This window comes from Acinetobacter sp. 802_lipA (assembly GCF_058242885.1).
On the sequence record NZ_JBZAYP010000001.1, the window covers coordinates 2842594 to 2868045 of the forward strand.

At 41.8% G+C, this 25452-nt stretch carries 21 protein-coding genes and 1 pseudogene; 13 read left to right on the top strand and 9 right to left on the bottom strand.

Going from position 1 to position 25452, the window contains the following annotated elements; all coding sequences use genetic code 11:
• The first annotated feature begins 113 nt into the window (after nt 1-113).
• On the top strand, nt 114-1292 hold the full coding sequence (locus AC4CU3_RS14105; RefSeq protein ID WP_279044451.1) for a S1C family serine protease: 1179 nt from the start codon (nt 114-116) through the stop codon (nt 1290-1292).
• A 481-nt stretch (nt 1293-1773) separates the two neighbouring features.
• Here the strand turns inward: AC4CU3_RS14105 and AC4CU3_RS14110 are convergent, their stop codons facing one another.
• The 3 genes from AC4CU3_RS14110 to AC4CU3_RS14120 form a co-directional block, all read right to left on the bottom strand.
• Nucleotides 1774-2736 (bottom strand): Tim44 domain-containing protein, encoded by a 963-nt coding sequence (locus AC4CU3_RS14110; protein WP_279044450.1) that lies wholly within the window; start codon nt 2734-2736, stop codon nt 1774-1776.
• Between the two features lie 118 nt (nt 2737-2854).
• A complete protein-coding gene (gene radA, locus AC4CU3_RS14115) occupies nt 2855-4246 on the bottom strand; it encodes a DNA repair protein RadA (protein ID WP_004695771.1) in 1392 nt (463 codons plus the stop codon).
• Between the two features lie 143 nt (nt 4247-4389).
• Nucleotides 4390-5751 carry an alanine/glycine:cation symporter family protein gene (locus AC4CU3_RS14120; RefSeq protein ID WP_279044449.1) on the bottom strand — a complete coding sequence of 454 codons (1362 nt, stop codon included), beginning with the start codon at nt 5749-5751 and terminating at the stop codon, nt 4390-4392.
• A gap of 331 nt (nt 5752-6082) precedes the next feature.
• Here AC4CU3_RS14120 and AC4CU3_RS14125 point away from each other — a divergent pair, with 331 nt between their 5' ends.
• The 6 genes from AC4CU3_RS14125 (at nt 6083) to AC4CU3_RS14150 (ending at nt 11782) form a co-directional block, all read left to right on the top strand.
• Nucleotides 6083-7486 carry an amino acid permease gene (locus AC4CU3_RS14125; RefSeq protein ID WP_234950516.1) on the top strand — a complete coding sequence of 468 codons (1404 nt, stop codon included), beginning with the start codon at nt 6083-6085 and terminating at the stop codon, nt 7484-7486.
• A gap of 133 nt (nt 7487-7619) precedes the next feature.
• Nucleotides 7620-7844: a hypothetical protein gene (locus AC4CU3_RS14130; RefSeq protein WP_125273268.1), complete on the top strand. Its 225-nt coding sequence runs from the start codon at nt 7620-7622 to the stop codon at nt 7842-7844.
• A 32-nt stretch (nt 7845-7876) separates the two neighbouring features.
• Entirely contained in the window at nt 7877-9127 is a 1251-nt protein-coding gene (gene lysA / locus AC4CU3_RS14135) for a diaminopimelate decarboxylase (RefSeq protein ID WP_279044445.1), read from the top strand.
• Nucleotides 9128-9133: 6 nt separating this feature from the next.
• A complete protein-coding gene (gene dapF / locus AC4CU3_RS14140) occupies nt 9134-9979 on the top strand; it encodes a diaminopimelate epimerase (RefSeq protein ID WP_004695783.1) in 846 nt (281 codons plus the stop codon).
• A gap of 153 nt (nt 9980-10132) precedes the next feature.
• Complete coding sequence (locus tag AC4CU3_RS14145) at nt 10133-11044, top strand: tyrosine recombinase XerC (protein ID WP_279044460.1); 912 nt, start codon at nt 10133-10135, stop codon at nt 11042-11044.
• 339 nt (nt 11045-11383) lie between these two features.
• Complete coding sequence (locus AC4CU3_RS14150) at nt 11384-11782, top strand: hypothetical protein (protein ID WP_279044444.1); 399 nt, start codon at nt 11384-11386, stop codon at nt 11780-11782.
• On the opposite strand, the pseudogene AC4CU3_RS14155 reads toward AC4CU3_RS14150, so the two are convergent.
• A pseudogene (locus tag AC4CU3_RS14155) lies at nt 11709-12314 on the bottom strand (GNAT family N-acetyltransferase). The gene AC4CU3_RS14150 and the pseudogene AC4CU3_RS14155 sit on opposite strands and share 74 nt — an antisense overlap.
• Nucleotides 12314-12808, bottom strand: coding sequence for an Lrp/AsnC family transcriptional regulator (locus AC4CU3_RS14160; protein ID WP_279044443.1), 495 nt, complete (start codon nt 12806-12808; stop codon nt 12314-12316). The pseudogene AC4CU3_RS14155 and the gene AC4CU3_RS14160 overlap by 1 nt, the downstream one beginning before the upstream one ends.
• Nucleotides 12809-12922: 114 nt before the next feature.
• On the opposite strand from AC4CU3_RS14160, the gene AC4CU3_RS14165 reads away from it, so the two are divergent.
• The 6 genes from AC4CU3_RS14165 to AC4CU3_RS14190 all read left to right on the top strand — a co-directional run bounded on the left by AC4CU3_RS14165 (nt 12923) and on the right by AC4CU3_RS14190 (nt 20424).
• Nucleotides 12923-13528 carry a LysE family translocator gene (locus tag AC4CU3_RS14165; protein WP_087013283.1) on the top strand — a complete coding sequence of 202 codons (606 nt, stop codon included), beginning with the start codon at nt 12923-12925 and terminating at the stop codon, nt 13526-13528.
• A 481-nt stretch (nt 13529-14009) separates the two neighbouring features.
• Nucleotides 14010-14762, top strand: coding sequence for an electron transfer flavoprotein subunit beta/FixA family protein (locus tag AC4CU3_RS14170; protein WP_005400499.1), 753 nt, complete (start codon nt 14010-14012; stop codon nt 14760-14762).
• A 17-nt stretch (nt 14763-14779) separates the two neighbouring features.
• A complete protein-coding gene (locus AC4CU3_RS14175; protein WP_004982561.1) occupies nt 14780-15715 on the top strand; it encodes an FAD-binding protein in 936 nt (311 codons plus the stop codon).
• A 295-nt stretch (nt 15716-16010) separates the two neighbouring features.
• Nucleotides 16011-16619 carry a hypothetical protein gene (locus AC4CU3_RS14180; protein ID WP_279044442.1) on the top strand — a complete coding sequence of 203 codons (609 nt, stop codon included), beginning with the start codon at nt 16011-16013 and terminating at the stop codon, nt 16617-16619.
• Between the two features lie 306 nt (nt 16620-16925).
• Nucleotides 16926-19907, top strand: coding sequence for a DNA gyrase subunit A (gyrA, locus tag AC4CU3_RS14185; protein ID WP_490738333.1), 2982 nt, complete (start codon nt 16926-16928; stop codon nt 19905-19907).
• Nucleotides 19908-19980: 73 nt separating this feature from the next.
• Nucleotides 19981-20424 carry a DUF3887 domain-containing protein gene (locus AC4CU3_RS14190; protein ID WP_279044440.1) on the top strand — a complete coding sequence of 148 codons (444 nt, stop codon included), beginning with the start codon at nt 19981-19983 and terminating at the stop codon, nt 20422-20424.
• Nucleotides 20425-20457: 33 nt separating this feature from the next.
• On the opposite strand, the gene AC4CU3_RS14195 is transcribed toward AC4CU3_RS14190, so the two are convergent.
• Genes AC4CU3_RS14195 through AC4CU3_RS14210 form a run of 4 tightly spaced genes read right to left on the bottom strand, consistent with a single transcriptional unit; the run spans nt 20458 to nt 25351 of the window.
• Nucleotides 20458-21546 carry an ABC transporter permease gene (locus AC4CU3_RS14195; protein WP_279044439.1) on the bottom strand — a complete coding sequence of 363 codons (1089 nt, stop codon included), beginning with the start codon at nt 21544-21546 and terminating at the stop codon, nt 20458-20460.
• Nucleotides 21543-22673: an ABC transporter permease gene (locus AC4CU3_RS14200; RefSeq protein WP_279044438.1), complete on the bottom strand. Its 1131-nt coding sequence runs from the start codon at nt 22671-22673 to the stop codon at nt 21543-21545. Before AC4CU3_RS14200 ends, AC4CU3_RS14195 begins: the two co-directional genes overlap by 4 nt.
• The gene (locus AC4CU3_RS14205; RefSeq protein WP_279044437.1) at nt 22673-23821 is read right to left on the bottom strand and encodes an HlyD family secretion protein; all 1149 of its coding nucleotides are present in this window, start codon (nt 23819-23821) and stop codon (nt 22673-22675) included. The genes AC4CU3_RS14200 and AC4CU3_RS14205 overlap by 1 nt, the downstream gene beginning before the upstream one ends.
• A 21-nt stretch (nt 23822-23842) precedes the next feature.
• Nucleotides 23843-25351 carry a TolC family protein gene (locus AC4CU3_RS14210; RefSeq protein ID WP_490738334.1) on the bottom strand — a complete coding sequence of 503 codons (1509 nt, stop codon included), beginning with the start codon at nt 25349-25351 and terminating at the stop codon, nt 23843-23845.
• Nucleotides 25352-25452: the final 101 nt, after the last annotated feature.

The following is a 25452-nucleotide window of genomic DNA, read 5'->3' on the forward strand; positions in this document are numbered from 1 at the left end:
CTAAAGCATGACAAAACTCTTGCTTATTTTTGTGCTTCGGCTTGAATTTCGTTTTACAATAGGCATAAATTACTTAGTCATCAATGAATTAAAACATTTTAGAGGGTGAAATCGTGCGCAGGACCTTTTCCTGGTTACCTTGGGTATTACTCATTTTAGTCATTGCTGGATTTTTTGCTTGGCAGCAGTATCAAAAGCCAAAAGCGCCTGTGGCGTCCGATGGGATTAAGATGCCTGCTGAAAAGGTGGAGCCTTTAATTAACACCACGCGTACAGGTGGGGTGGTTTCTTATAGTGCCGCCGTGAAAGTGGCTGCGCCAGCAGTAGTGAATATTTTTACCACGCAAAAAGTCAAACAACTTGACCATCCATTACTCAATGATCCTGCGTTCCGTGAATTTTTTGGCAATCAAATTCCAGATCAGTTTAGCCAAAATAAAAATGAAAACAGTTTGGGTTCAGGTGTGATTGTTCGCCCTGATGGTTATATTTTGACGAATAATCATGTGATTGCTCAAGCCGATCAAATTGTTGTGGCATTACAAGATGGCCGTCGTGCAGTGGCAAAAGTGATTGGTACCGACCCCGATACCGATTTGGCTGTGATTAAAATTGAGCTGGCGAATCTGCCTGTTTTACCCTTTAAGCTAAGCGGTAACGAAGTGGGTGATGTAGTTTTGGCCATTGGCAACCCATTTGGTGTAGGTCAAACGGTTACGCAAGGTATTGTCTCTGCTACAGGACGCTCTGACCTAGGTATTAATACTTATGAAGACTTCATTCAAACCGATGCTGCAATTAATCCAGGTAATTCTGGTGGTGCTTTGATTGATGTGGCGGGTAATTTGATTGGGGTTAATACAGCAATTTTCTCTCAGTCAGGTGGGTCTTTAGGTATTGGTTTTGCCATTCCTGCAAGAATTTGCCAACAAGTACTGAACTCTATTCTTAAAGACGGTCGCGTGGTACGTGGTTGGCTAGGTATCAGCTTATTGCCTGTTGAACAAGTCAATATCTTAGAGCCTAAAGGGCCAGGTGTGGTTGTCGCGGATGTGTTAAAAACGGGACCTGCTGCAAAAGCTGGTTTAAAGAAAGGCGACAAGATTGTGAAAGTGAATGATGAAGTGATTACTTCAACCTCACATTTGATTAATTTTGTGGCTTTACAACCGCCAAATAGCACCATTCAGATTTTACTTGAGCGCGATGGCAAACCTTTAGATGTTGCTGTGGTTGTTGGGGAAAGAAAAGAGCAAAATCAGGACTCTCAATTTATTCCATTACCAGAATAAGACTAAAAAACGTAAATAAAAATGCCTCTTATATAGAGGCATTTTTTTATGAGTAGATGATTTACAGTGTAAATATTAAATGCAGAGCATGATCAATAGAAAATGCTGTGCATTTTAAATGCCTAAGATTGGTAAATGATGATCTCAGTTTGAGTCGAAAATCAAAGCTCACTTATTTTGAGATATTGCCCAATGGCATCAAGCATTCATAACGCGATGAACTTATTTGCGTGGAGGTATAGGTCGAAGCTAAAAGAAGGCGTGTGATTGAGGATGCATTGTACAGCCTTTCATTACGCTTCTTATTTAACATAGATGTTACAGGAAATGTTGAGCGTAACTTTTAGGACAACCATTGCTGTTATCGTTTTAAATGGTGTTTTTGTTTAAGCGAGTCGTTGATGGCTAGGTTGAATCGACAGGAGGATTTATAAGCACAAAAAAACAGCAACTGAAGTCGCTGTTTTTATATATCTGGAAATTACGCTTCTTGTTGGATACCCGCAACGAGCCAGTCTTGGGTAGAACCTGCAGGTTTTACAAAGTGCCAAACTTCAGCAAAAGGTTGCGGTAAGCTGTTGAGGTCTTCACTTACTGTACCAGTAAAACGTACGCTAACCACGTATTGGCCATTTTCTGTCGCAGAGTCCGCAACCATCGCATTAAGGTTTGAAAACTCAGCTACATCTTGATCTTGGTTTGCCATAATGTCTTGATACATAGACTGGTAAAGATCATGTGTTAAGTAACGTTGAATTTCAGAGATGTTACTTGCCGTGTTCATCGATTGAATATGATTGAAACGTTGACGAGCAATACGTAAGAAAGCCGCAGGTTCTGTACCGTCTGGCAGCTGACTACCACTATTGGTATAGGCAGCGCCAAAAGGTGCGTTGTTTTGTGGTGCAGCAGCTGAACCACCTACAGACTGACCAAAAATATTGCTATTGTCATTTGATGTACGTGGTGCAGCTTGTTGGCCAAACGGTGCTTGAGTTGAACCATTGTTTGGCGCGTATGGATTAGCTGCTACTTTTTTTTTTGCGCCCATTTTACGGAAAATGAAGAAGGCAACAGCAGCGGCAAGAAGAATCCAAATCCAGCTCGGAATACCACCTTTTTCTTCCTGTGCTTGCGCTTGAGAAGCAGAGTTGTCATCTGCCAATGCATTTGCAGCAACAGCACCAATTGCAGCACCAGCTACACCAGCCGCAACCATACCGCCGACGCCTGGACCAGATTTAGCTGGAGCCGTAGCAGGCGCGCTAGGTTGTTGAACTGGAGTTGCTTGACGAGGTTGTTGATAAGACTGAGTTGGTGCAGCTTGACGGCTCATGCCGTGGCTTTTACCACCACCCGCACGTTTAGCTTCTGCGGCTAAGGGTGCAACTAAAAGAGCCGCTGTTAAAAAACCAGCAATCAAACCACGCTGTCGAACTTCCATCAAATTTTCCTACTCTATAAAAAATAAATTTTAACTCTACCTTTATGCAGTCTTTCATCCTAAATTTCAATAAAAAACGTGTTTATTTTATGAGAAATCCAAATGAATGGAATTTAGCTTAGTTGAGTTCGTCACTTAAGCTCATGGCTTCAGTGAGTGCTTCATGTAAGCGCGCTACGGCAATTACCTTCACCCCAGCAATGTCTTTTTGCGGTGCGTTGCCTCGCGGTAGAATAATGTATTTAAAACCATGTTTAATGGCTTCTTTTAAGCGTTCCTGTCCATTGGGGACTGGGCGAATTTCCCCAGAGAGTCCTACTTCACCAAAAACAGCCAGTTGTTGTGGCAGCGCTTTACCTCGCAGGCTAGAGGCACAGGCCAATAGGACGGCCAAGTCAGAGCCTGTTTCCGTGATTTTTAAACCACCGACAACGTTGACATAGACATCTTGTCCAGATGTTTGCACGCCACCATGGCGATGCATTACCGCCAAGAGCATATTTAAACGGTTTTGTTCTAAACCTAAGGCGACTCGACGCGGTTGACCATGTGCATCATCAACCAAAGCTTGAACCTCAACCAACAGAGGACGTGTGCCTTCACGGCTGATCATCACGATTGAGCCTGCAATGGCTTCATCATAACGGCTTAAGAAAATGGCTGAAGGATTCGCCACTTCTCTTAAGCCTTTATCAGTCATGCCAAAAACCCCGAGTTCATTGACTGCACCAAAACGGTTTTTAACAGCTCGAATCATCCGATAACGTGAGTCGGACTGACCTTCAAAGTACAGAACACAGTCCACCATATGTTCAAGCACACGTGGACCAGCCAGTGCACCTTCTTTGGTGACGTGTCCGACGATAAACAAGGCTGTGCCACTATTTTTAGCAAAACGTGTCAGTAAAGCTGCAGATTCGCGAATTTGAGAAACGCCGCCCGGCGCTGACTGGAGTGTTTCGGTATACAGGGTTTGAATGGAATCTAAAATTGCCACGGCTGGACGCTCATGGGCAAGCATTTCACATATTCGCTCGACACAGGTTTCTGCCATGACTTTGAGTTTATCTGTAGGCAGATCAAGACGATTTGCACGTAAAGCCACTTGAGAGAGTGATTCTTCACCTGTGACATACAATGCCGCACTGTTGGCTGCGGCCATATGCGTTGCCGTTTGCAATAAAATGGTCGATTTCCCGATGCCCGGATCACCGCCAATCAGCACCACGGAACCCGTGACGAGACCACCGCCAAGCACACGATCAAACTCACCAATTCCTGTAGCCAGTCGAGTCTCATGTGAAACTGAAATTTGATTTAAGGTGCTAATAGCAGCAGCTTGACCTGCATAGCCGCCCCCCATTTTGGGCTGCGCACGATGTGTGACTGCAGGTGCAATATTGACTTCAACCAGACTATTCCATTCTCCACATTCAGAACATTGACCCGCCCATTTTGAATGGTCAGCGCCACATTGTTCACAGCGGTAAACACTTTTTGCTTTTGCCATGCTTTATTTGATGCACTATTTGGAGTATTCGATGGTTCAACAGCATACAGAGGATTGGATTTGAAATGAATGCTCTGAATCAAAAAGCCACCCGAAGGTGGCTTAACTATTGAAGATTTTAAAAATGTGCTTTGAAAATAACCTTAGTACAACTCACCTGATTTACGCTTTTCGACAAAATCACGTGACTCTTTCACAATCACCGTCGACAGCAATAACAAGGCAATTAAGTTTGGAACCGCCATTAAACCATTAAAGGTGTCGGCAAATAGCCAGACTAAATCAAGAGATGCCACGCAACCAATAAAGACTGATGCGATGTAAATGAGACGGTACAACAGAACATACTTTTCACCGAGTAAATAAGTACAGCATTTTTCGCCGTAATAGCACCAACCTAAAATGGTGGAGTAAGCGAAGAACACAATACCAAAAGTCACGATCCAGCCCCCGACACCTGGCAGTAATTGGTTAAAAGTATGGGTGGTTAATACCGCACCTGTTTCACCACCAAAACTATTGCCCGCCATAAGAAAGCCCATAACCAAAACGATCCCTGTAATACTACAGACGATAATGGTATCGATAAACGTACCTGTCATTGAGACTAAGCCTTGACGTGCAGGGTGGTCGGTTTTTGCAGCAGCGGCGGCGATCGGCGCCGAACCCATACCAGCTTCATTTGAGAAGACGCCACGAGCGACACCGTAACGAATGACGGCACCAATTGCACCACCTGCTACAGCTTCACCCGTAAAGGCATCACGGAAGATCAGTTCAAGTGCAGGCATGACGAGTTCAAGATGGTTGAAGATAATAATGAGGCCACCGAGGACATAGCCAATCGCCATAATCGGTACGATGAAAGAAGCGGCTTTAGAAATAGATTTAATCCCGCCTAAAATAACCAAAGCGGAGAATACCGTAATGACGATACCTGTGATCCATGTCGCAACTCCCGTACTGTTTTCAACAGCGAGCGCAACTGTGTTGGATTGTACTGAACTGCCAATCCCAAAAGACGCCAAGGTGCCAAATAGTGCAAAAATTAGTGCCAACCATTTCCATTTTAGGCCGCGTTCAATGTAGTACATTGGACCGCCAGACATTTCACCTTTTTCATTTTTGATTCGGTATTTAACTGCCAGTACGCCTTCACCATATTTGGTTGCCATACCGAACAGTGCTGTCATCCACATCCAAAACACCGCACCTGGGCCACCAAGGACACAAGCGGTTGCAACACCGGCGATATTACCCGTACCAATGGTGGCAGAGAGTGCTGTCATGAGGGATGCAAAGTGCGAGATATCTCCTGCATGAGAATGTGCTTGGTCATGTTTGCCAAAGACTTGTTTAAAGGCCAGAGGCAACATGCGAATTTGCCAGAAGAACAAGCGTAATGTGAGGAATATCCCTGTTCCGACAATGAGGACCAACATATAGGGTCCCCAGACCCAACCACTGATGGTTTCCATAAAAGTTTGTAAACTTTGTGTATTCATTTTTCTTTTAGTCCTCTATGTTTTAAAACTTGAAATTTCTAGAAAAATTTTGAGTTTTATTAAGCAATTGATATGCCACAGTCATGCTTCCTGCACGATTTTTTATTGATTTTTAGTCTTGTTGTATTTGTTACACGGAAATTTATTTTTGACAAGTGTTTTGCTGATTTTTTCAACAGGAACTTTTACGTGTCCTTTGTCGTGTTAAATATAAGAAAAATTAATTAACTTTTCAAAAGATGTTGAAAATATAGATTAATACAATTTTATTTTTATTTTTTTGTTCTTTTCGGGTAATTTTGGCGACTGGAAATAAAAGACGACATCAAGAATGAGTTTAGAAAATACAGAATCGACCTCTGAACAAGGTGATTTAAAACGGAGTTTATCCAACCGCCATTTACAACTCATTGCAATTGGCGGTGCGATTGGTACGGGTTTATTTATGGGGTCGGGGAAGACGATTAGTCTCGCTGGGCCATCTATTTTAATCATTTATATGATTATTGGTTTTATGGTGTTCTTGGTCATGCGCGCGCTTGGCGAATTACTGCTGTCTAACTTGAAATACAAATCGTTTATCGATTTCTCTACCGATTTGATTGGGCCGTGGGCAGGCTATTTCGTTGGCTGGACCTATTGGTTATGTTGGATCACGATTGGTATCGCGGACTTATCCGCGATTATTTATTACCTTCAGTTCTTTAATGGAGGGATGCCGTTCACACCTGGGGAAGGGGTGATGATTAGTGTTGCGGCCATTGTGTTCATCATGGGCTTGAACTTGGTCACGGTGAAACTGTTTGGTGAGCTGGAGTTCTGGTTTGCACTGATTAAGATTATTGCCATTGTGGTGTTGATCGCCGTTGGTTTATGGATGATCTTTACAGGGTTCACTTCAACGACGGGTGAAATTGCATCATTTAGTCATCTTTGGTCACATGGCGGAATGTTCCCAACAGGCGTGACGGGCTTCTTAGCGGGTTTCCAAATTGCGATCTTTGCCTTTGTGGGTGTAGAGCTGGTTGGTACGACAGCTGCTGAAACCAAAGACCCAGAAAAGAATTTGCCTAAAGCGGTGAACTCGATTCCAATTCGTATCATTATTTTCTATGTACTGTCTTTAGTGATTGTGATGTCAGTGACACCATGGAACGTGATTGATCCTGCGGTTTCGCCTTTTGTGAACTTGTTCAGTCAAGCGGGTATTGCAGCAGCAGCAATCATCATGAACTTGGTGGTATTGTCTTCTGTGATGTCATCAATGAACAGTGGTGTGTTTTCAACGTCGCGTATGTTGTTTGGTTTGTCACGTGAAGATCAGGGGCCAAAAGCATTTGGGCATTTAAACAAGCGTGCTGTTCCTGCAAATGCATTGTACTTTTCAGCAATTTGTTTACTGTTAGGTGCTGCACTGCAGTACTTTGTACCAAATACTGTTGAAGCCTTTACTTTGGCAACTACACTGTCGACGATTTTGTTTATCTGCGTCTGGATTATGATTATCTGGAGCTACATTGTGTATTACAAAACACGTCCAGAGTTACATGCAAAATCGACCTTTAAATTACCGGGTGGTCTGTTTACCTGTTGGTTTGTGATTGTTTTCTTCATTGGCGTGATCTATGTGTTATCACTAGAAGCCGATACCATGAAAGCTTTAATGGTGAGTCCGATTTGGTTCATCATTTTGATTATTGGTTATTTTGGTTTCTACAAACCGAAACATAAATAATCGATGTGATTGAGAAAAACGCCAGTCTTTAACTGGCGTTTTTTTTTAACTCACTATAATCTTTAGCGCTTAGTGGTTTGGTCATGTATGTTGATCAGGTTATACTTCTTCAAAATATCAAATAGGTGATCAGATGCGTTCTGTCATTTGCTGCATCAGTGTCTTGGTGATGAGTACTGCATTCGTCGGTTGTGGTCAGTCTGGTACATTACATATGCCAAATGATCCAAACTACGACAAGCGAGCGAAATATTTGCTTTATAAAGACGCAGCATCTAAGCCGTCTGCACAAAAGGAAGATACCGTGCCCGTGAAGCAAGAGTTTGCTGCACCTTCAGTTGAAACCAATCAGCCTTAATACCTTAAACGCTTCATAGAAAGGATACATTCATGAGTTTTACCCGCAATCATGGGGTTTTGCATGCTGAGCAATGCTCACTGCAACAGCTTGCGCAGCAATTTGGTACACCACTGTATGTTTATTCAAAAGCGACTTTTGAAAAACACTTTACAGAGATGGATCGTGCTTTTGACTTTATCGATCATCAAATTTGCTTTGCGGTTAAGTCAAACTCAAACATTGCGGTATTGAATGTCCTTGCGAAGCTCGGTGCGGGTTTTGATATTGTGACCGGTGGAGAACTGGCTCGTGTACTAAAAGCGGGTGGCGATGCTTCTAAAATTGTCTTTTCGGGTTTAGGTAAAACTGAGGTTGATGTTCAAAAAGCATTAGAAGTGGGTATTGCATGCTTCAATGTAGAGTCTCACGCAGAACTGGATCGTATTCAAAAAGTTGCAGCGAAGCTCGGTAAAAAAGCGCCGATTTCATTGCGCGTCAATCCAGATGTAGATGCGAAAACGCATCCTTACATTTCAACAGGTTTGAAAGAAAATAAATTTGGGATTCCGTCAGATACGGTGTTTGAAACCTATCAATATGCTGCAACGCTGCCGAATTTAGACATTATTGGTATCGACTGCCATATTGGTTCCCAACTGACTGAAACACAGCCTTTTGTGGATGCTCTAGATCGTGTGATTGTGATGATCGATCAGCTTAAAACCATGGGTATTCAACTGAAACACATCGATATTGGTGGTGGTTTAGGTGTGACCTATAAAGATGAAGTGCCGCCTACCGTTTTTGAATATGCCAATGCAATGAAGCCCGCTTTAGAAAAACTGGGCTTGAAAGTGTATATGGAACCGGGACGTAGTATTTCGGCAAATGCAGGAGTACTCCTGACCAAAGTAGATTTACTCAAACCGACTATTCACCGGAACTTTGCGATTATTGATGCAGCCATGAACGACTTGATTCGTCCTGCATTGTATGAAGCATGGATGGATATTCAGCCCGTTACCCCGCATTTAGATGTCGAGGCAAAAGAGTGGGATGTGGTTGGTGCAATTTGTGAAACAGGTGATTTCTTAGGTAAAGAGCGTGTGCTTGCACTCAAAGAAAATGACGTACTGGCTGTATTGGGTGCTGGCGCTTATGGTTTTGTCATGAGTTCAAATTACAACAGTCGCGGTCGCGCCGCTGAAGTGATCGTGGATGGTGAAAACGCACATTTGATTCGTGAGCGTGAAACCATTGAGTCGCTTTGGGACAAAGAACGTTTATTGCCTGAAGGATAATTCAAGATGTTATTAGAATTTACCAAAATGCATGGTCTAGGCAATGACTTTATGGTGGTTGATTTAATCAGCCAAAGAGCATTCCTTGATACTGTTACGATTCAGCGCTTGGCGGATCGCCATTTCGGCATCGGTTTTGATCAGTTGTTGATTGTTGAGCCACCTGATTTACCCAATGTCGACTTCAAATACCGAATTTTCAATGCCGATGGTTCTGAAGTAGAGCAATGTGGTAATGGCGTGCGCTGCTTTGCACGGTTTGTACATGAGCGTCAGCTCACTACAAAGACTAAGATTAAAGTACAAACCAAGGCTGGAATTGTAGAACCCGAACTTGGTCAAAATGGCTGGGTACGTGTGAATATGGGTTATCCAAAGTTCTTGCCGCAGGAAATTCCATTTATTGCGGATGCTCCTGAAGCATTGTATGACATTGCTTTGGCGAACAATGAGCAATTGACCATTGATGTGGTGAATATGGGTAACCCTCATGCAGTTACAATCGTTCCCGACGTGATCACAGCTGATGTTGCACGTCTAGGACCTCAGGTTGAATCGCATGAGCGTTTTCCTCAGCGTGTGAATGCTGGGTTTATGCAAATCATTGATGAAAAGCATGCGCGCTTACGTGTGTTTGAACGGGGTGTAGGCGAAACCTTGGCCTGTGGAACAGGAGCTTGTGCGGCTGCGATTTCAGGTATGCGCCGTGGTTTACTCGATTCATCTGTTGAGATTGAGCTAGCAGGTGGTAAGTTGCATATCGAATGGCGTGAAGGTGATGTGGTTTGGATGACGGGCCCAACCTCAAATGTCTACGAAGGACGTATCGATCTGAGTTACTATCAAAACTAAGTTTAGCGTCACACAAGAAGCACTGATTCATCAGTGCTTTTTTTATGAAAAATGAAATAGGCATATAAAGAGCTGAGACAGTGCTACTATACAAAAGCCAATTAATTTTTCACCGAATAGAACTATAGAGGCTGACTTGTGACTTTTGAGCCGATGCAACTGCTCGCGATGTGGTTAAAACAACGAGAAATACAAAATCAGTCTGCCCATACTTTGCAGGCTTATGAACGAGATGCGTCTGATTTTTTATTGTTTTGCGAACAGAAAAAGCTTGAGTTGGGCGATGTTGAAGCCACTGATTTACGCGAATTTATTGCGCAAAAAGTTGAATATCAACAGTTGAGCTCTAGTAGTTTACAGCGGATGTTGTCCTCTATTCGTCAGTTTATGAAATGGGCTGAGCAGGGGCAACATTTGGCTTTTAATCCTGCCGATGACTTTCAACTTAAACGTAAACCTCGTCCTTTGCCAGGTCTAGTGGATATTGAAACCATCAATCAAATTTTGGATCAGGCCTTGCCTGAGAAAGAAGTCGAACAGCAAATGTGGTATCGAGACAAAGCTTTGCTTGAGCTGCTTTATGCAAGTGGTTTACGCTTAGCGGAAGTGCAAGGCTTAAGAATTAAAGATATCGACTTTAACCGACAGTTACTGCGTATTACAGGTAAGGGGAATAAAACTCGGGTTGTGCCTTTTGGTTCTAAAGCCAAAGATGCGGTAATGAAATGGCTGACAATTTATCCGCTGTGGAATGGTGACTTTGTTCCCGATGCACAAGTTTTTATTACTCAAAAGGGCAATCCTTTGGGGATGCGCCAGATTGAAAATCGGGTTAAGTTTCAAGCACAGCGTGCAGGTGTAAATATTGATCTGCATCCGCATTTACTCCGTCATTGTTTTGCTAGTCACATGCTATCAAACAGTGGTGACTTACGTGCAGTGCAGGAAATGTTAGGTCACAGTAACTTAAGTACCACCCAAATTTATACCCATGTCGATTTTGACAGGCTGGCTCAAGTGTATGATCAGACACATCCACGAGCACAGCAAAAGGTGAAAACTTAGTTCATTCATACTTTAAAAATAGTGTCACATAATGCATGCACTATAGCGCTGTGTTTTAGGTTAAATGCCAAAGGTCAGAACAAACAGCGTAAACACATTAGCGGATATCTATGAAAGCGCTAGGGCGCTCTGTGAGATTCGGCATTATTCTTGCTTTACTTACTCTTGCTTGAATCAACTTGATCAATAAGTAGCAATGATCGCTCACTTTTGTTGGAAAAAGTGTGATTATGAACTTTTGTAGAATAATAAATCGGCAAAAAATAGAGTATAAACTTAAAAGAGGATGGGCTTAATGTTCCAGTTTAATGAAACGGTAGATTTAAGCTTATATTGAAGATGACAAATGCGAAAATAGGTCAGTATATGATTTCAGATATACAAGCAAAGTATGATCAACTCAGCTCCGCGCAAAAAGATATTTTTGCTGGCTATGGTTTGCGTCAGGTCAAACACTTTGTTGAAATTAGTTTAGCCAATATTGAACCTGTATTGCCTGAAAATGCATTTGTTCAAGGCGTCAATGCAGCAGGTAAAGTTCAAGCTTTTAATGCAGATACTGGGCAATACTATTTATGGATTTCCGATTTACAGTGGCAAGAGACTGCACAGCCCTCAAATAGCATTGATTTGAAAGATGACTTTCTTGAAGTCTGGAAACTTTTTAATCTTGGACAATATGAATTGATTGATTTAAGTCATATTCATCGTGATTTTTTAGAAAGTCAGTTGGCTTAATGGCATAGAGCGTATGTCGAAGCAGTGGGCTATTTTGATCGAGTTTAGGATGATTAAAATAGCCACGATGTTACATGCCGAGACGTTTCATTACCGCTTCAGAAGCCCTATTTTGAACTGCGGTAAAAGCAACAACTTCATCCAGTTTTAAAACCGAAAAAGCAAAATATAGGCAAGCCTGTGCAGCTTCTGTGGCATAACGCTGATGCCAAAACTTCGAGTCCAATCGCCAACCAATTTCGACACAGGGTGAAATATCAAAGCACTCAGGTTGAGCATGTAAGCCTGTAAATCCAATGAACTCCTGACTATGCTTTAGTTCGACTGCCCAAAAGCCCCAACCATTTTGATTGATGAATTGCTGAAACGTTTGCACAAGGGCATCGCTTTGTGTTTGTGTGAGTGGACTAGGAAAATAACGCATCACTTGAGTATCGGCATTTAACTGCGCAAATGCAGGAAAGTCATCTGCGCGCCAAGCTCTTAGACGTAAACGCGCCGTTTCTATCGCAAAATTGAAATGCGCTGACATTAGATTTCATCAAGCGGCAGTTGGAAACTTTGTTTAATGATTTGACTTGGCAAGTCTGTTTTGACACTGGTAATGCCATTCTTTTTGGTCAAATGTGTGGATTGGAACTCGCGATAACTTTCTAAATCAGGTACTACAACTTTCAGCATTGCATCGCATTCCCCTAAAATAATGTAGCATTCCATGACTTGAGGGAGTTCTTTCATGGCTTCAATAAAGGTGTCGATGGTTTCGGCATCTTGACCGACCAGCCAAATACGCGAGAACAGAATCAGTTGAAGGCCAATTTTTTGTGGATCGACCACTGTGGTATAATTTTGAATGACGCCTGCTTCTTCTAATAGTTTGACGCGTCTTAGGCACGAAGACGGTGATAGACCGATTTCTCGTGCTAAGTCATTATTTTGAATGCGGCCATTGTCTTGTAAGTGGCGAATGATATTTTTATCAATACGGTCAAGTTTTATGCGCACAGAATTTGGTGATTGTTTCATATCTTAGAATATAATTTGAAAAATACGTTTTATTATAGAATAAATTGAAAGCCAATTTTGTATTATTTCGCACATACTAATTTTCACTTTCTAATGGATGAAAGGGGAAAGGAAATGTCTGTATATGTACTCTTTGCACTGACCGTGCTGCCGCTGATTTTTACACCTGGGCCAGATATGTTATTTATTCTGTCTCAAGTTATGGGCAAAGATGCAAAAGCAGGCATGATGGCGACTATCGGCGTATGTACAGGCTATTTACTACATTCAATTTTAGTGGCTTTGGGTATTGCTGCCATTATTGTGTCTTTCCCGCTTTTGTTTGAAACCATCCGCTGGCTGGGTATTGCCTATTTGTTGTATTTGGCCTTTGGTTTATTAAAGTCGGTTTTTAGCACTAAAAAATTGCAACTAGACCGAAAAACGGAAAATAACCCGATCAAAAAAGGCTTTTTTACCGCACTATTAAATCCTAAAGGTATGCTTATCTATTTTGCAATCTTGCCGCAATTTATCGATAAATCTGCCAACACTGTCAGTCAAGGTTTGATTTTATCTTTACTCTTTATCGCGATGATTTTTGTGGTCTACTGTAGTTTGAGTCTGGTTTTTGCAAAACTGACACAGAAGGCCCCAATAGATGAACGTAAGCAAAAATGGATTGATGGCACTTCAGGTGGGCTGTTGGCATTGGCCGCGACATGGCTGATTGCCAATTAAACTCAGAGAAGCATGTCAAAATGGCATGCTTTTTTTTGAGGAAGTTTTTTAGAGTGGTTAATAAAGTAGCAATATTGTGTCATCCTATGTCTAGAATAATGAGTATTTGAATCTAAGGCTGCGTGATCTATCTTAAATGACAGATTTGTGAAGCCTGATAAAGATGTGAACAGACAGTCAATAATCTATTTAATGGTGAATATTAGAGAAAAGAAATCAAATCTTTGAATAATGTAAATCAAATAAAAATATAATAAAAATCATAACTTAATCTGAGTGCGATTTTGTGCAAATATAGTGCGTACAAAAAAGTATGAACGCGTCGTTCAGCTAAATTTACGCATTTTTACAGCTCTTTGGTGAATTGTGACTTGACCGAAATGCCGTACACATTGCAAGATAGGGCACCTAAAAAAATTTAAGTGAAGAGTTAAACTAACTTTTCTCAACATTTACATTTGCTAAAACAGCCGAGGATTACATGAAGGCTCTTGTTGCTGTAAAACGTGTGGTTGATGCCAACGTTAAAGTTCGCGTTAAGCCGGACAACAGTGGTGTTGACTTAACCAACGTTAAAATGTCAATTAACCCATTCTGTGAAATCGCAGTGGAAGAAGCGGTTCGCTTAAAAGAAAAAGGAACTGTTTCAGAAATCATCGTTGTTTCTATTGGTCCTAAAGAAGCGCAAGAGCAAATCCGTTCTGCTATGGCGCTTGGTGCTGACCGCGGTATTTTAGTTGAAGCTGATGACAGCCAACTGGGTGCTTTAGAAATTGCGAAAGTGTTGAAAGGCGTTGTTGACGCTGAACAACCTCAGTTGATTCTTCTTGGTAAGCAAGCAATTGATGATGACTCTAACCAAGTCGGCCAAATGCTTGGTGCGCTTCTAGGTGCAGGTCAAGGTACTTTTGCTTCTGAAGTTAAAGTTGATGGCGACAAAGTACAAGTAACTCGTGAAATCGACGGTGGTTTACAAACTGTTGAACTTGCACTTCCAGCGATCATCACCACTGACTTACGTTTGAACGAGCCACGTTATGCTGCTCTTCCAAACATCATGAAAGCGCGTAAAAAACCGCTGGATACGAAGTCTCCTGCTGATTTTGGTGTTTCTACGACAACTAAACTTAAAACAGTTAAAGTTGAAGCGCCTGCTGAACGTAAAGCAGGCGTACAAGTGAAGTCTGTAGACGAACTTGTAGAAAAACTAAAAAATGAAGCGAAAGTGATCTAATACAGAAGGATAAAATCATGAGTATTTTAGTTATCGCTGAGCACGACAACAAAGCACTAAATGGTGCAACTTTAAACGTTGTTGCTGCAGCTCAAAAAATCGGTGGTGATATCACTGTATTAGTTGCTGGTTCTGGCGCTCAAGCTGTTGCTGATGCTGCTGCAAAAGTTGCGGGTGTAAGCAAAGTATTACTTGCTGACAACGCAGTTTACGCAAACCAATTGGCTGAAAACGTTGCAGCTTTGGTTGCAGATATTGCTAAAGGTGGTTTCAAACACGTATTGGCTGCATCAACTACAACGGGTAAGAATATTCTTCCACGTGTGGCTGCACTTCTTGATGTCAGCATGATTACAGACATCATTGCTGTTGAATCTGCAAATACGTTCAAGCGTCCAATCTATGCAGGTAACGCGATTGCAACAGTTCAGTCTGATGAAGCAATCATTGTTGGTACTGTACGTGGTACAGCATTTGACCCTGTCGCTGCTGAAGGTGGTTCTGCTGCGGTTGAAGCTGTAAGCGAAGCAAAAGATGCTGGTATCTCTAAGTTTGTTGCTGAAGAGATCGTGAAATCTGAACGCCCAGAATTAACTGCTGCGCGTATTGTAGTTTCAGGTGGTCGTGGTGTGGGTTCAGGTGAGAACTACCATACTGTTCTTGATCCATTGGCTGACAAATTGGGCGCTGCTCAAGGTGCATCACGTGCTGCGGTTGACGCTGGTTTCGTTCCAAACGACATGCAAGTAGGCCAAACAGGTAAAATTGTTGCACCTGATCTGTATATCGCTGTAGGTATCTCTGGTGCGATCCAGCACTTGGCAGGTATGAAAGACTCTAAAGTGATCGTTGCGATCAACAAAGACGAAGAAGCACCGATCAATGCAGTAGCAGATTACTGGTTAGTAGGTGATTTGAATACCGTTGTTCCAGAGTTAGTATCTAAAATCTAATTCCTGACAACGTTTCAAAAAAACGCTTTTGTGCAAGCAGTTTAAGCAATGCTTAACTGCGATGTGCAGGAGCGTTTTTTATGTGCGTAAATCAATCTCAATATTATAAAAAATCAAAATCACTCGATATTTATTTTGTTATTTTAAGTCCTTGTATTTTGCAAATAATAATGAAAATTTAAGCATTTCTTAAGATGAGTGTGCATCTGAATATTCAGATTTATGATACTATTTGCCATCCATTTTTAAGCTTAACTTACACAAAACATTTTTTGTTAAGTTGGGAGTTGTAATCTTGCTGATTGATACTCGCGTATCTTGGTCAGTTCTGATCCTTGCTGTTCTGTGTCTAATTTTTCCATTTTTAGCTGATCTACAGTTCCCACTTTTAGGTGGTGCTGTTGTACGTGGCGTGGAAAATATTCAAGCGTTACTTTTATTGATATTTGCTGTATTTAGCTATTTTTACATGCAACCGATGCATCTTCCTGAGGGTAAAAAGTATTTTTGGATCTGGGCTGTACTGTGGTGGTTGCTTCTATTTGGTCGTAGCACCAGTTGGGGTAGAGACTATTTCCCTGAAGTCCCCAAAGTATATTTTCGTGGCAGCTCGGTGGTTTTGATTGGTTCAGTTGTATTTATGTTGTTGGTTAAACCACTGCGCGATGAGATTGCGATAAAAATGAAGAATATGGCGATACCTGCTTGGGCAATGCTGCTCACAGTGTTGGGATTGATTATTTCTGACGGCATTGAGCACAGCCGTATTTATGGTGGAATTTTCTTACATCAAATTGCCTATAAAGACCTTATGGAGGAGCTGCATGAGTTTCCTTTAATACTGGGTTTGTTTATGGTTGCATTTCACATTATGCAGCGCGATAAGCAGGACATTGATCATTAAGTCCAAAGATAGGCGAGACATGACTTAAAGCTCTCAAAAATGAGGGCTTTTTTGCATTTTATGCGATGTTAATAGGGAATGTGATGGAGCTGTAAATGTACATACTATACATGTGTAAAAAATAACCCCTAAATTAAAGAAAATTAACGAGATTAACTGTGGTGACGTGACACAAAAATCAGAGTGTTTATGCTATAATTTGCGGCTATATTTCAGTTTTTAGTTCAGTATTTTGAACTAATAATTTTGCAAGTTTTACGACATATAAATGCAAGCGGTTTTACGTTTGTAGAATAAGGAGTATGCATGAGCGTATCGGAAATCAGACCGATTGCGATTGAGGATGAACTCAAGAACTCGTATCTTGACTATGCAATGAGCGTGATTGTTTCTCGTGCTTTGCCAGATGTTCGAGATGGTCTAAAACCTGTTCATCGTCGTGTGCTTTATGCAATGCACGAATTGGGTAATGACTACAACAAAGCTTATAAAAAGTCTGCCCGCGTGGTTGGTGATGTGATCGGTAAATATCACCCACACGGTGATTCTGCTGTTTATGAAACCATTGTTCGTATGGCTCAAGACTTTAGCTTGCGTTATCAATTGGTTGATGGTCAGGGGAACTTTGGTTCGGTCGATGGCGATAGCGCAGCTGCGATGCGTTATACCGAAGTTCGTATGCGTAAGTTGACTCATGAAATTCTTGCCGATCTTGAAAAAGATACGGTGGATTGGGAAGATAACTACGACGGCTCTGAACGTATTCCGCAAGTGATGCCAACGCGTATTCCGAACTTACTGATTAACGGTACTACAGGTATTGCTGTGGGTATGGCGACCAATATGGCGCCGCACAACATGACTGAAGTAGTGAACGCTTGTTTGGCCTATGCTGAAAACCCAAATATTTCAATTGAAGGATTGATGGAATATATTTCGGGTCCAGACTTTCCTACTGGTGGAATTATTTACGGTAAAGCGGGCATTGTTGATGCTTACCGTACGGGTAAAGGTCGTTTGCATATTCGTGGTAAATACCACTTTGAAGAAGACCAAAAAACAGGTCGTACCACGATCGTTTTCACAGAAATTCCATATCAGGTCAATAAAGCAAAATCCATTGAACGTATCGCTGAGTTGGTGAAAGAGAAAAAACTGGAAGGTATTTCAGAGCTACGTGATGAATCTGACAAAGACGGGATGCGTATTGCCATTGACTTAAAGCGTGGTGAAAACGCTGAAGTTGTGGTAAATAACTTATTCCAAAACACGCAGTTGGAAAACTCTTTCAGCATTAACATGGTGTGCTTAGACAACGGCCAGCCAAAGTTAATGAACTTGAAAGACATTGTTGCGGCATTTATTCGTCACCGCCAAGAAGTGGTGACGCGTCGTACCATGTTTGAGTTGCGCAAAGCACGTGAACGTGGCCATATTTTAGAAGGTTTGACGGTAGCATTAGCAAATATTGATGCGATCATTGAAACCATTAAAACTTCTGCAAACCCAGCTGAGGCACGTGAGCGTTTACAAGCAGGTGAGTGGGCAGCAGGGAATGTAATTGCATTGCTTGAAAAAGCAGGTTCTGTTTCTGTACGTCCCGACGAAATTGAAGGTGAAGATCCAAGCCGCCCGTTTGGTTTAGATGGTCAGATTTATCGTTTATCGCCTGCGCAAGTCGGTGCGATTCTTGAGCTTCGTTTGCACCGTTTAACGGGTCTTGAACAAGACAAGTTACAAGCTGAATATACTGAAATTTTAGGTCAAATTGCTGAACTCACAGCTATTTTAAATGACTTCAATTTATTGATGGCAGTGATTAAAGAAGAATTAGCTTTAATTTTGCAACAATACGGCGATGCTCGTCGTACCGCAATTGTTGAGTCTCGTATTGACTTCTCGCGTGAAGATTTAATTCCTGAAGAGCAAGTGGTACTGACTGTTTCAAAAACAGGTTATGCGAAAACACAACCGCTTTCAGACTATGCTGCGCAGCGTCGTGGTGGACGTGGTAAATCTGCGACCTCGATGAAAGAAGATGATTACATCCAGCATCTGATTGTGACATCTAACCATGCCACAGTGTTGTGCTTTACCAATGTTGGTAAAGTCTATCGCCTGAGAGTGTTTGAAGTGCCTCAAGCATCGCGTGGTTCAAAAGGTCGCCCAATGGTGAACTTATTGCCACTGGATGCCGATGAGACAATCACAGCAATTCTTCCTGTGATTGATGCGCCGAAGAAATTTAAAGAACGCTTAGCTGAGTTCAAAAACTTTGTGCGTAGCAATGTCGCGACATTACGTGAAAATAGTATTATCGACGCGCATTATGAAGCATTAAAAGCTTCATTCGATGAGTTGGCTGAAGATGCTGATGAACTTTCTGATGCATTACGTAAGCAATTGAAAGAGTTGGGTGTTGAGCTTTCAGCAACTGATTTAGACAATGAAACAGTTGTTGAATTTGCTGATCTTGCAGAGAAAATGCGTAAGAACTTCTTTGTATTTATGGCAACAGCATCTGGTACAGTCAAGCGTGTTGAATTAGAGCAATTTAGTAATGTTCGTTCAAACGGTTTACGTGCAATTGAGCTGAAAGAAGAAGATACTTTGATTGGTGTTGCAATCACCGATGGCGAACAGCAAATCATGTTGTTCTCAAATGAAGGTAAAGCAATTCGCTTCTCTGAAACTGATGCACGTGTGATGGGACGTACTGCAAAAGGGGTACGTGGTATGCGCGTCACTTTAGCTGCAGCTCAGGCCGAAGATGATGTTGAAACTGACACAGATTCAGATGATGAAGAATCTTCTGATTTAAATGTGGCGAGCCGTATTGTTTCATTAGTTGTTGTACCTGAAACTGGCGAAGTACTGTGTGCTTCTGCAAATGGTTATGGGAAACGTACGCCTGTTGATGACTTCCCAACCAAGAAACGTGGTGGTAAAGGTGTTATTGCCATCAAAACATCTGAACGTAACGGTGAGTTGGTCGGTGCGGTTGCCATTGATGAATCTAAAGAGCTGATGTTGATTTCTGATGGTGGTACTTTAGTTCGTACTCGTGCCTCTGAAGTTGCTAGAACGGGTCGTAATGCACAAGGTGTACGTCTGATTCGTTTAGGTAATGAAGAAATCTTGGTCGGTGTCGTTGCTGTTGAAGCCGTTGAAGTCGAAGATGATATTTTAGATGCTTCTATGGAAACAACTGAAGAAACTGTGGTTGACGATGTAAATGTAGATGCATCTGAAAATACAACAGATACCAATACATCGAACGAAGACTAACTGAATGAAAAAGAAAAGGGCGCTTCGGCGTCTTTTTTCATATTGGCGATGACCTAGTGGTGGATAAGATTTTATGAAAGCAAAATTACTGGTTTTGAGTTGTGCGTTGGCTTTAACAGCGTGTGATAAATTGGGACAACAGGCATTGGATTCGATCCCAAATCCGAGTCCTGCTCAAGAGAAAGCAGCTCAGCAAGCTTATCAAGCCTTTACTCAGGGTGATTTTCCGCAGCTCTATACTTATTTTGAGCCAGAGTTACAGCGTGAATTTAAAATTCATGAAAAAGACATGCGCAAATTTGCAAAATCGATTCCTAAACAAGCCATTACGACTCAAAAAATTGTATCAAAACACATTGAAAAATCGACAGAAAAACCAAGTTTGTATGCAGTTACCTATGAGTATGCTTATAGCAATAAAAACCTAGTTCAATACGATGTTGGTTTTGACAAAGCAGGCGGAAGCACAAAAATTCGCAGCTTTGATGTCAAACTTTATGGGGCTTCAACGGATTAAATGGGTAGGATTGCTATCAATACGTTCTAAAATTTAGTGATGCTTGAGACGCCAATAAGCAAATGCTGCGCAAGCTATACCAAACACAAAGAGATAGAGTAGTTTCGGCAGAATAAGTGCAGTCGGTACACCCATTTGGTTCAGTTGAATAAAGATTTGAATCCCTTGGGTCGATGGCAAAACATTGCCCAAGTATTGCATCCAAGCGGGCATTGCGGCGTGTGGCCATGCTGTTCCTGAAAGTAGAAATAGAGGAATAGAGGTAAATACAATGACATGTCCTGCACGCTCAGGCATATCGAAAAATGTTGAAATTAACATGCCTAAAGCCACGATACAGCCTATAAAAATTGGCACGGCCAGTAACATGCCACTAAAATTTCCCCCATGTGGGTAGTCATTTAACCAATAAATAAAGCCAAATAAATATAAACAACCGAGCATACCAATGGTCAGAATGGCGCAAAAAATCGCAAAAAATTCTGTCGTCGTTGGTCGCCATTTCTGTTCGCGGTATCCGGCCAATAACATCCCTAAACCGAGCACGATGGTTTGATGAATAATCAGCGGGGCAATGGCGGGGAAAATATAACTGCCATAACCCGACATGGTGTTAAAAAGCGGCGTTTGATGAATGGAAATGGCTGGAGAAAAGTGCGAAATATTGCCAAATTTTTCCACGTGCTCGCGTACAGCATTTTCAATTGAGGTAGCGAGACCTAGTCCAATTTGCTTGGTTTTTAAGAAGTTTGCCGCGCTGAGATAGAGCCCAATCCCACCGACTTCGCCATGCCGAAGACTATTGGAAAGATTTTCGGGTAAGAGCAAAATACCATCGGCTTGCTGTTGTTTAATCATATTTTCAGCATCGAGGAAATTACCCGTCACAGCTTTCACTTCCACATTTGGACTGAGCGAAACTTGCTGAATGATGTTATTGGTCACGATACTTTGTTCTTCATCCACAATCACAATGGGCAAAGCTTCTGCTTGTTGGGCTTTGTAGGCAGTCGGATAGAAAACACTATAGAAAATCACCGAGAGGATGAGCGTGGTTAAAATCGACTGATTGGCGATAATGTCTTTAAATGTCTTGATGTAATAGTGCAAAAATGACTTCATGACACTGCTCCTTTGATTCGTTTTTTGAGGAGCAGGACAGAGGTCACAGCGTAAAAGACCACATAGAGGATAAGTATGAGTAAAGGCAACAGTGATGAACTGATTGGGCTACCAATGACCCATTGTTCGGTTTGTAGTTTGGCATAAGGTGTGTAAGGGATAATATTGGCCCAAAATTTGGTAAACAGTGGTGCGTTATTTAAGGGGAGAGTCACTCCTGCAAAACTGAGCGAAGAGCCGCCATACACAGCAATTAAACCAAAGGTTTTAGATAAGTTGTTGGTGGCTAAAACAATGGTGCTACTGATCAAGGCATAGGCGCTATAAAATAAAAGCTGTGCCAACATGATCAACCAAAGCTGACCTGCAACAAACCAACCGCGAATCTCAATCAGCCAAAACATCCACGCCCATGTCCATAAGCTAAAAATTAGTACATAGGTCAGGTTTTTAGTGAGGATGGCTTTAAAAGCAGATTGGTTGTTTAGCCAGTTTTGTGTTGTATCAAACTTAAATTCCTGACCTACTGAAAATGCGACACAACAGCAGAGCAATAAATGCAAAATCGCAGGAATCATAAAGGGTTCTAAATAGAACTCATAACTCAAATTTGGGTTGTATAAGGTCGAAATTTTAACGTGTGGTGTAGGTACATCTAAATAAGGGATCGTATTTTCTAAATAGCTTTCACCAGCATAGTCCGCCATGGCTTCAACTGTACTGAGTAACATGGCTGATGAAATGGTGTTACCCACACTAAAGTAACTTTGGTTATAGGCAATGCTGATTTCAGCATCTTTAGCTTGAACAAAACGTTGTTCGGCGCCATTGGGGATACTGACGTAACCCCAAACTTTGGTTTGGTTCAGCAGCTTTTCAACTTCGGTATTTTGATCACTGACGATGGCGACATCTAAGGTATGGTTGAGTCTTAAGTAGCGCTGTATGTTTTGGCTTAGCTCACTTTGGTCTTGGTCAATAATCGCAATAGGCAAATGTTCAGGCTTGCCTTGGGCAAACATGCTGGAAAACAGCACGATAATAAACAGTGGGGCAAGCGTGACTAAACATAGATCCCACTTATGTTTGAGTAAATAGTTCAGTTCCCGCAGTAGCCCGCTTAGCATTATTTGCTCTCTTTGACTTTAAACAACACACTCATGCCAACTTTTAGGTCTGGAATGGCTTGCGCAGGCGTCAAATGAACTTTAAAGCTACGAATGTCATAGCCTCCTGTTTGGCGTGTGGTCTTAATGGTGGCAAATTCGCCTTCGGCATCAATATTCTTAATATTAAAGTTTGTATTCAGGTTTAAGGCTGGAATAAAGCCTTCAATTTGTTTTGCTTGATAGATGTTGGCGTATTGGTCTTCACGAATATTCAGTGATACCCAAAGCTCGCGATCTTGAATAATACTGATAATCGGCACACCCATTGCTACTAGCTCGGAAGGCTTGCCATAAGTTTTAGAGACGATACCGTCAATGGGTGAGAGTAGTTTGGTTTCAGCTTCAAGTGCATTGACTTCAGCAACAGCTGCTTTTGCAATTTGCACTTGCGCATCTGCTGAACTTTTTTGCTGTGGGGTGCTGCCACGTTCAGCCCGAGCATATTGTTGATATGCTGCTTCTGTCATTTGAGCGGCTGATTGTGCCGCGGCTTGCATTTCATCGCGACGTTGGCGTGAGATGACACCTTGTTGGTACAAGTTTGCACCACGTTGATAGGTGGTTTGTGCCAAAGTTTGCTGTGCTTTCAGTGCTTGCCAGTTGGCGTATAAACTCGCAATATTTTCTTCCTGAGAGCCACGGTCAGCAGTGGACTGGAGTGCTAAAGCAGCCTGTAAGCTGGCCAGTGCTTGCTGTTTTTTGGCATCGACTTCAGGGCTATACAGTCGAACGAGTTCTTGGTTTTTGCTGATCTTCTGTCCGTCATGTACATAAATTTCATCAATTCGACTTGGCACTTTGGTGCTAACATGGATCGTTTCTGCTTCAACTCGACCTTGGATTTCAACCGTTTTCGGTTGATAGGCCTTCCACAGTCCAAAAGCAATCACGATGAATAGAATAATGAGAGCAAGGCCTCCAATCAGCTTGATTGCTTTGGACTTTTGCTCGGTGTTTGTATTGGCTGATGCTGGCTTAGTCTGTTCGGTCTCAGCTTGTACCTGCTCTTGAGTATCATTTGTGGTTAATTCCTCTGTTGATGGCACCGCTTGATCTTCTTGTTTTTCAGGTTTTTGCGGATCAGATTGGTTTTGATCTTGATTCATTAAATGGCTCTCATCAAAGAATTAACGAATAAATCGCGTATTGGGTTGCAGAAGATAGGTTTGGAACTGATGGATTGAACCATGACTTTGTAGAAGCGTCGCCAGTGACATGACATATTTATAGGCATTTAGTGCGGTTTCTGCTTTTAAAGTGCCGAGCATATTTTGTGCATCGATCACTTGTGTCGCCGTTCCCATATCTTCTTTAAAGGACAGTTCTTGTATACGTAAATTTTCTTGCGCTGCTTTTATATTTTGTTGTAACAATAGATCACTTTGCTGCGCTGTGGTGGCTTCGCTATACGATTTATAAATCACATTTTCAATTTCTTGTTTGGTACGTGCTGTCATCAGTTCAGAAGCGTAGCGTTGTAACTCTGCTGCTTGGACATTTTTGTTTTTATCAATGCCTGAGAACAGATTGTACTGTGCGGCTAAGCCAACGATCCAGTTATTTTTATCGTCTAGACTGTATTCACCAAAGGCAAAAATATGTGGTTTCTTGGCGGCGTTTTGTGCGGTGACATTGGCTTGCGCCAGTTGGGTGTCCATTTGCAGTTTTTGTACTAAAGCCGATTGATCTGCATATGACCTGAGTAGGGTATTCAGATCTTGGTTTTGGGTACTGTTAATAAAGAGTGGTGTGGTGAGCTCAGTAATTTGGCTGCTTTGCAAAAGGTTATTCAGTTGAAATAAACTGGCTTTTAAATTGGCCTGACTGGCTTGTTCACTGCGCTGTGCATTGTTTTTTGCCACTTCAAACTGCATGCGCTGGCCTTTACTAATAAAGCCCTGTTGTTCAAGTTTAAGTGCATTGTCATAGTGTTTTTGCATTGCATGCCAATTATATTGGCTAGACGTGAGCAACTGTTTTTGCAGTTGAACATTGAAATAGGCTTGAATCAGCTCAAAGCGTTGTAGGTCTTGCTGTTGTTTTGTATTGAGTTCGCTACGTTTGGCTTTGATATTGGCGACTTGTTTCGCACTTGAGGTTAACCCACCTGTATAAAGCGGCATCATTGCAGAAATCGTCGGGCGTATGACTTGATCTTCTAAGGTGATTTGCGAGCTATTCGGAATAAGCCCGACACCATTATGGATGGTCTGATTAATACCTTCTTTTAACGGGTCAGAAATATTAGGTAGCAGATTTTGTTGATTTATATGGTCATTAATGTTTTGAGAAAGTGTGTGTTCTAAATTATTTTTGAGTGCACCAAGAGGCACATCAAGTTCATTATGAAAAGCATAGGCACGTACGTTCAGATCGATACGGGGGAGCCCCAAACCTTTGACCGCTTCAGCTTCTAGTTTTGAGGCTTGTTGTAAGGCTTGGGTGGCCTGTGTGCTATACGAGTCTTGTAACACACTTTGCTCAGCTTGTTGATAGCTGATAGATGCAGCAAAAGTCGTCGAGCTGATTCCGAGACTGAGACCGAACATGCTTAATGACAAGATTGATGGCAGTGATGTACGCAATAAGAATTTGTTGGCTGGTGTATTAAGCATGTTGAATAGTCTTTGTGGCATGAGCACGACTCTTTTCTATATTTTTGCACATTATACGCATAATCTAACTGTTCTGAATGCTGACTCAGTTACTGAATTGTTTAATTTGCAAATGTATATCA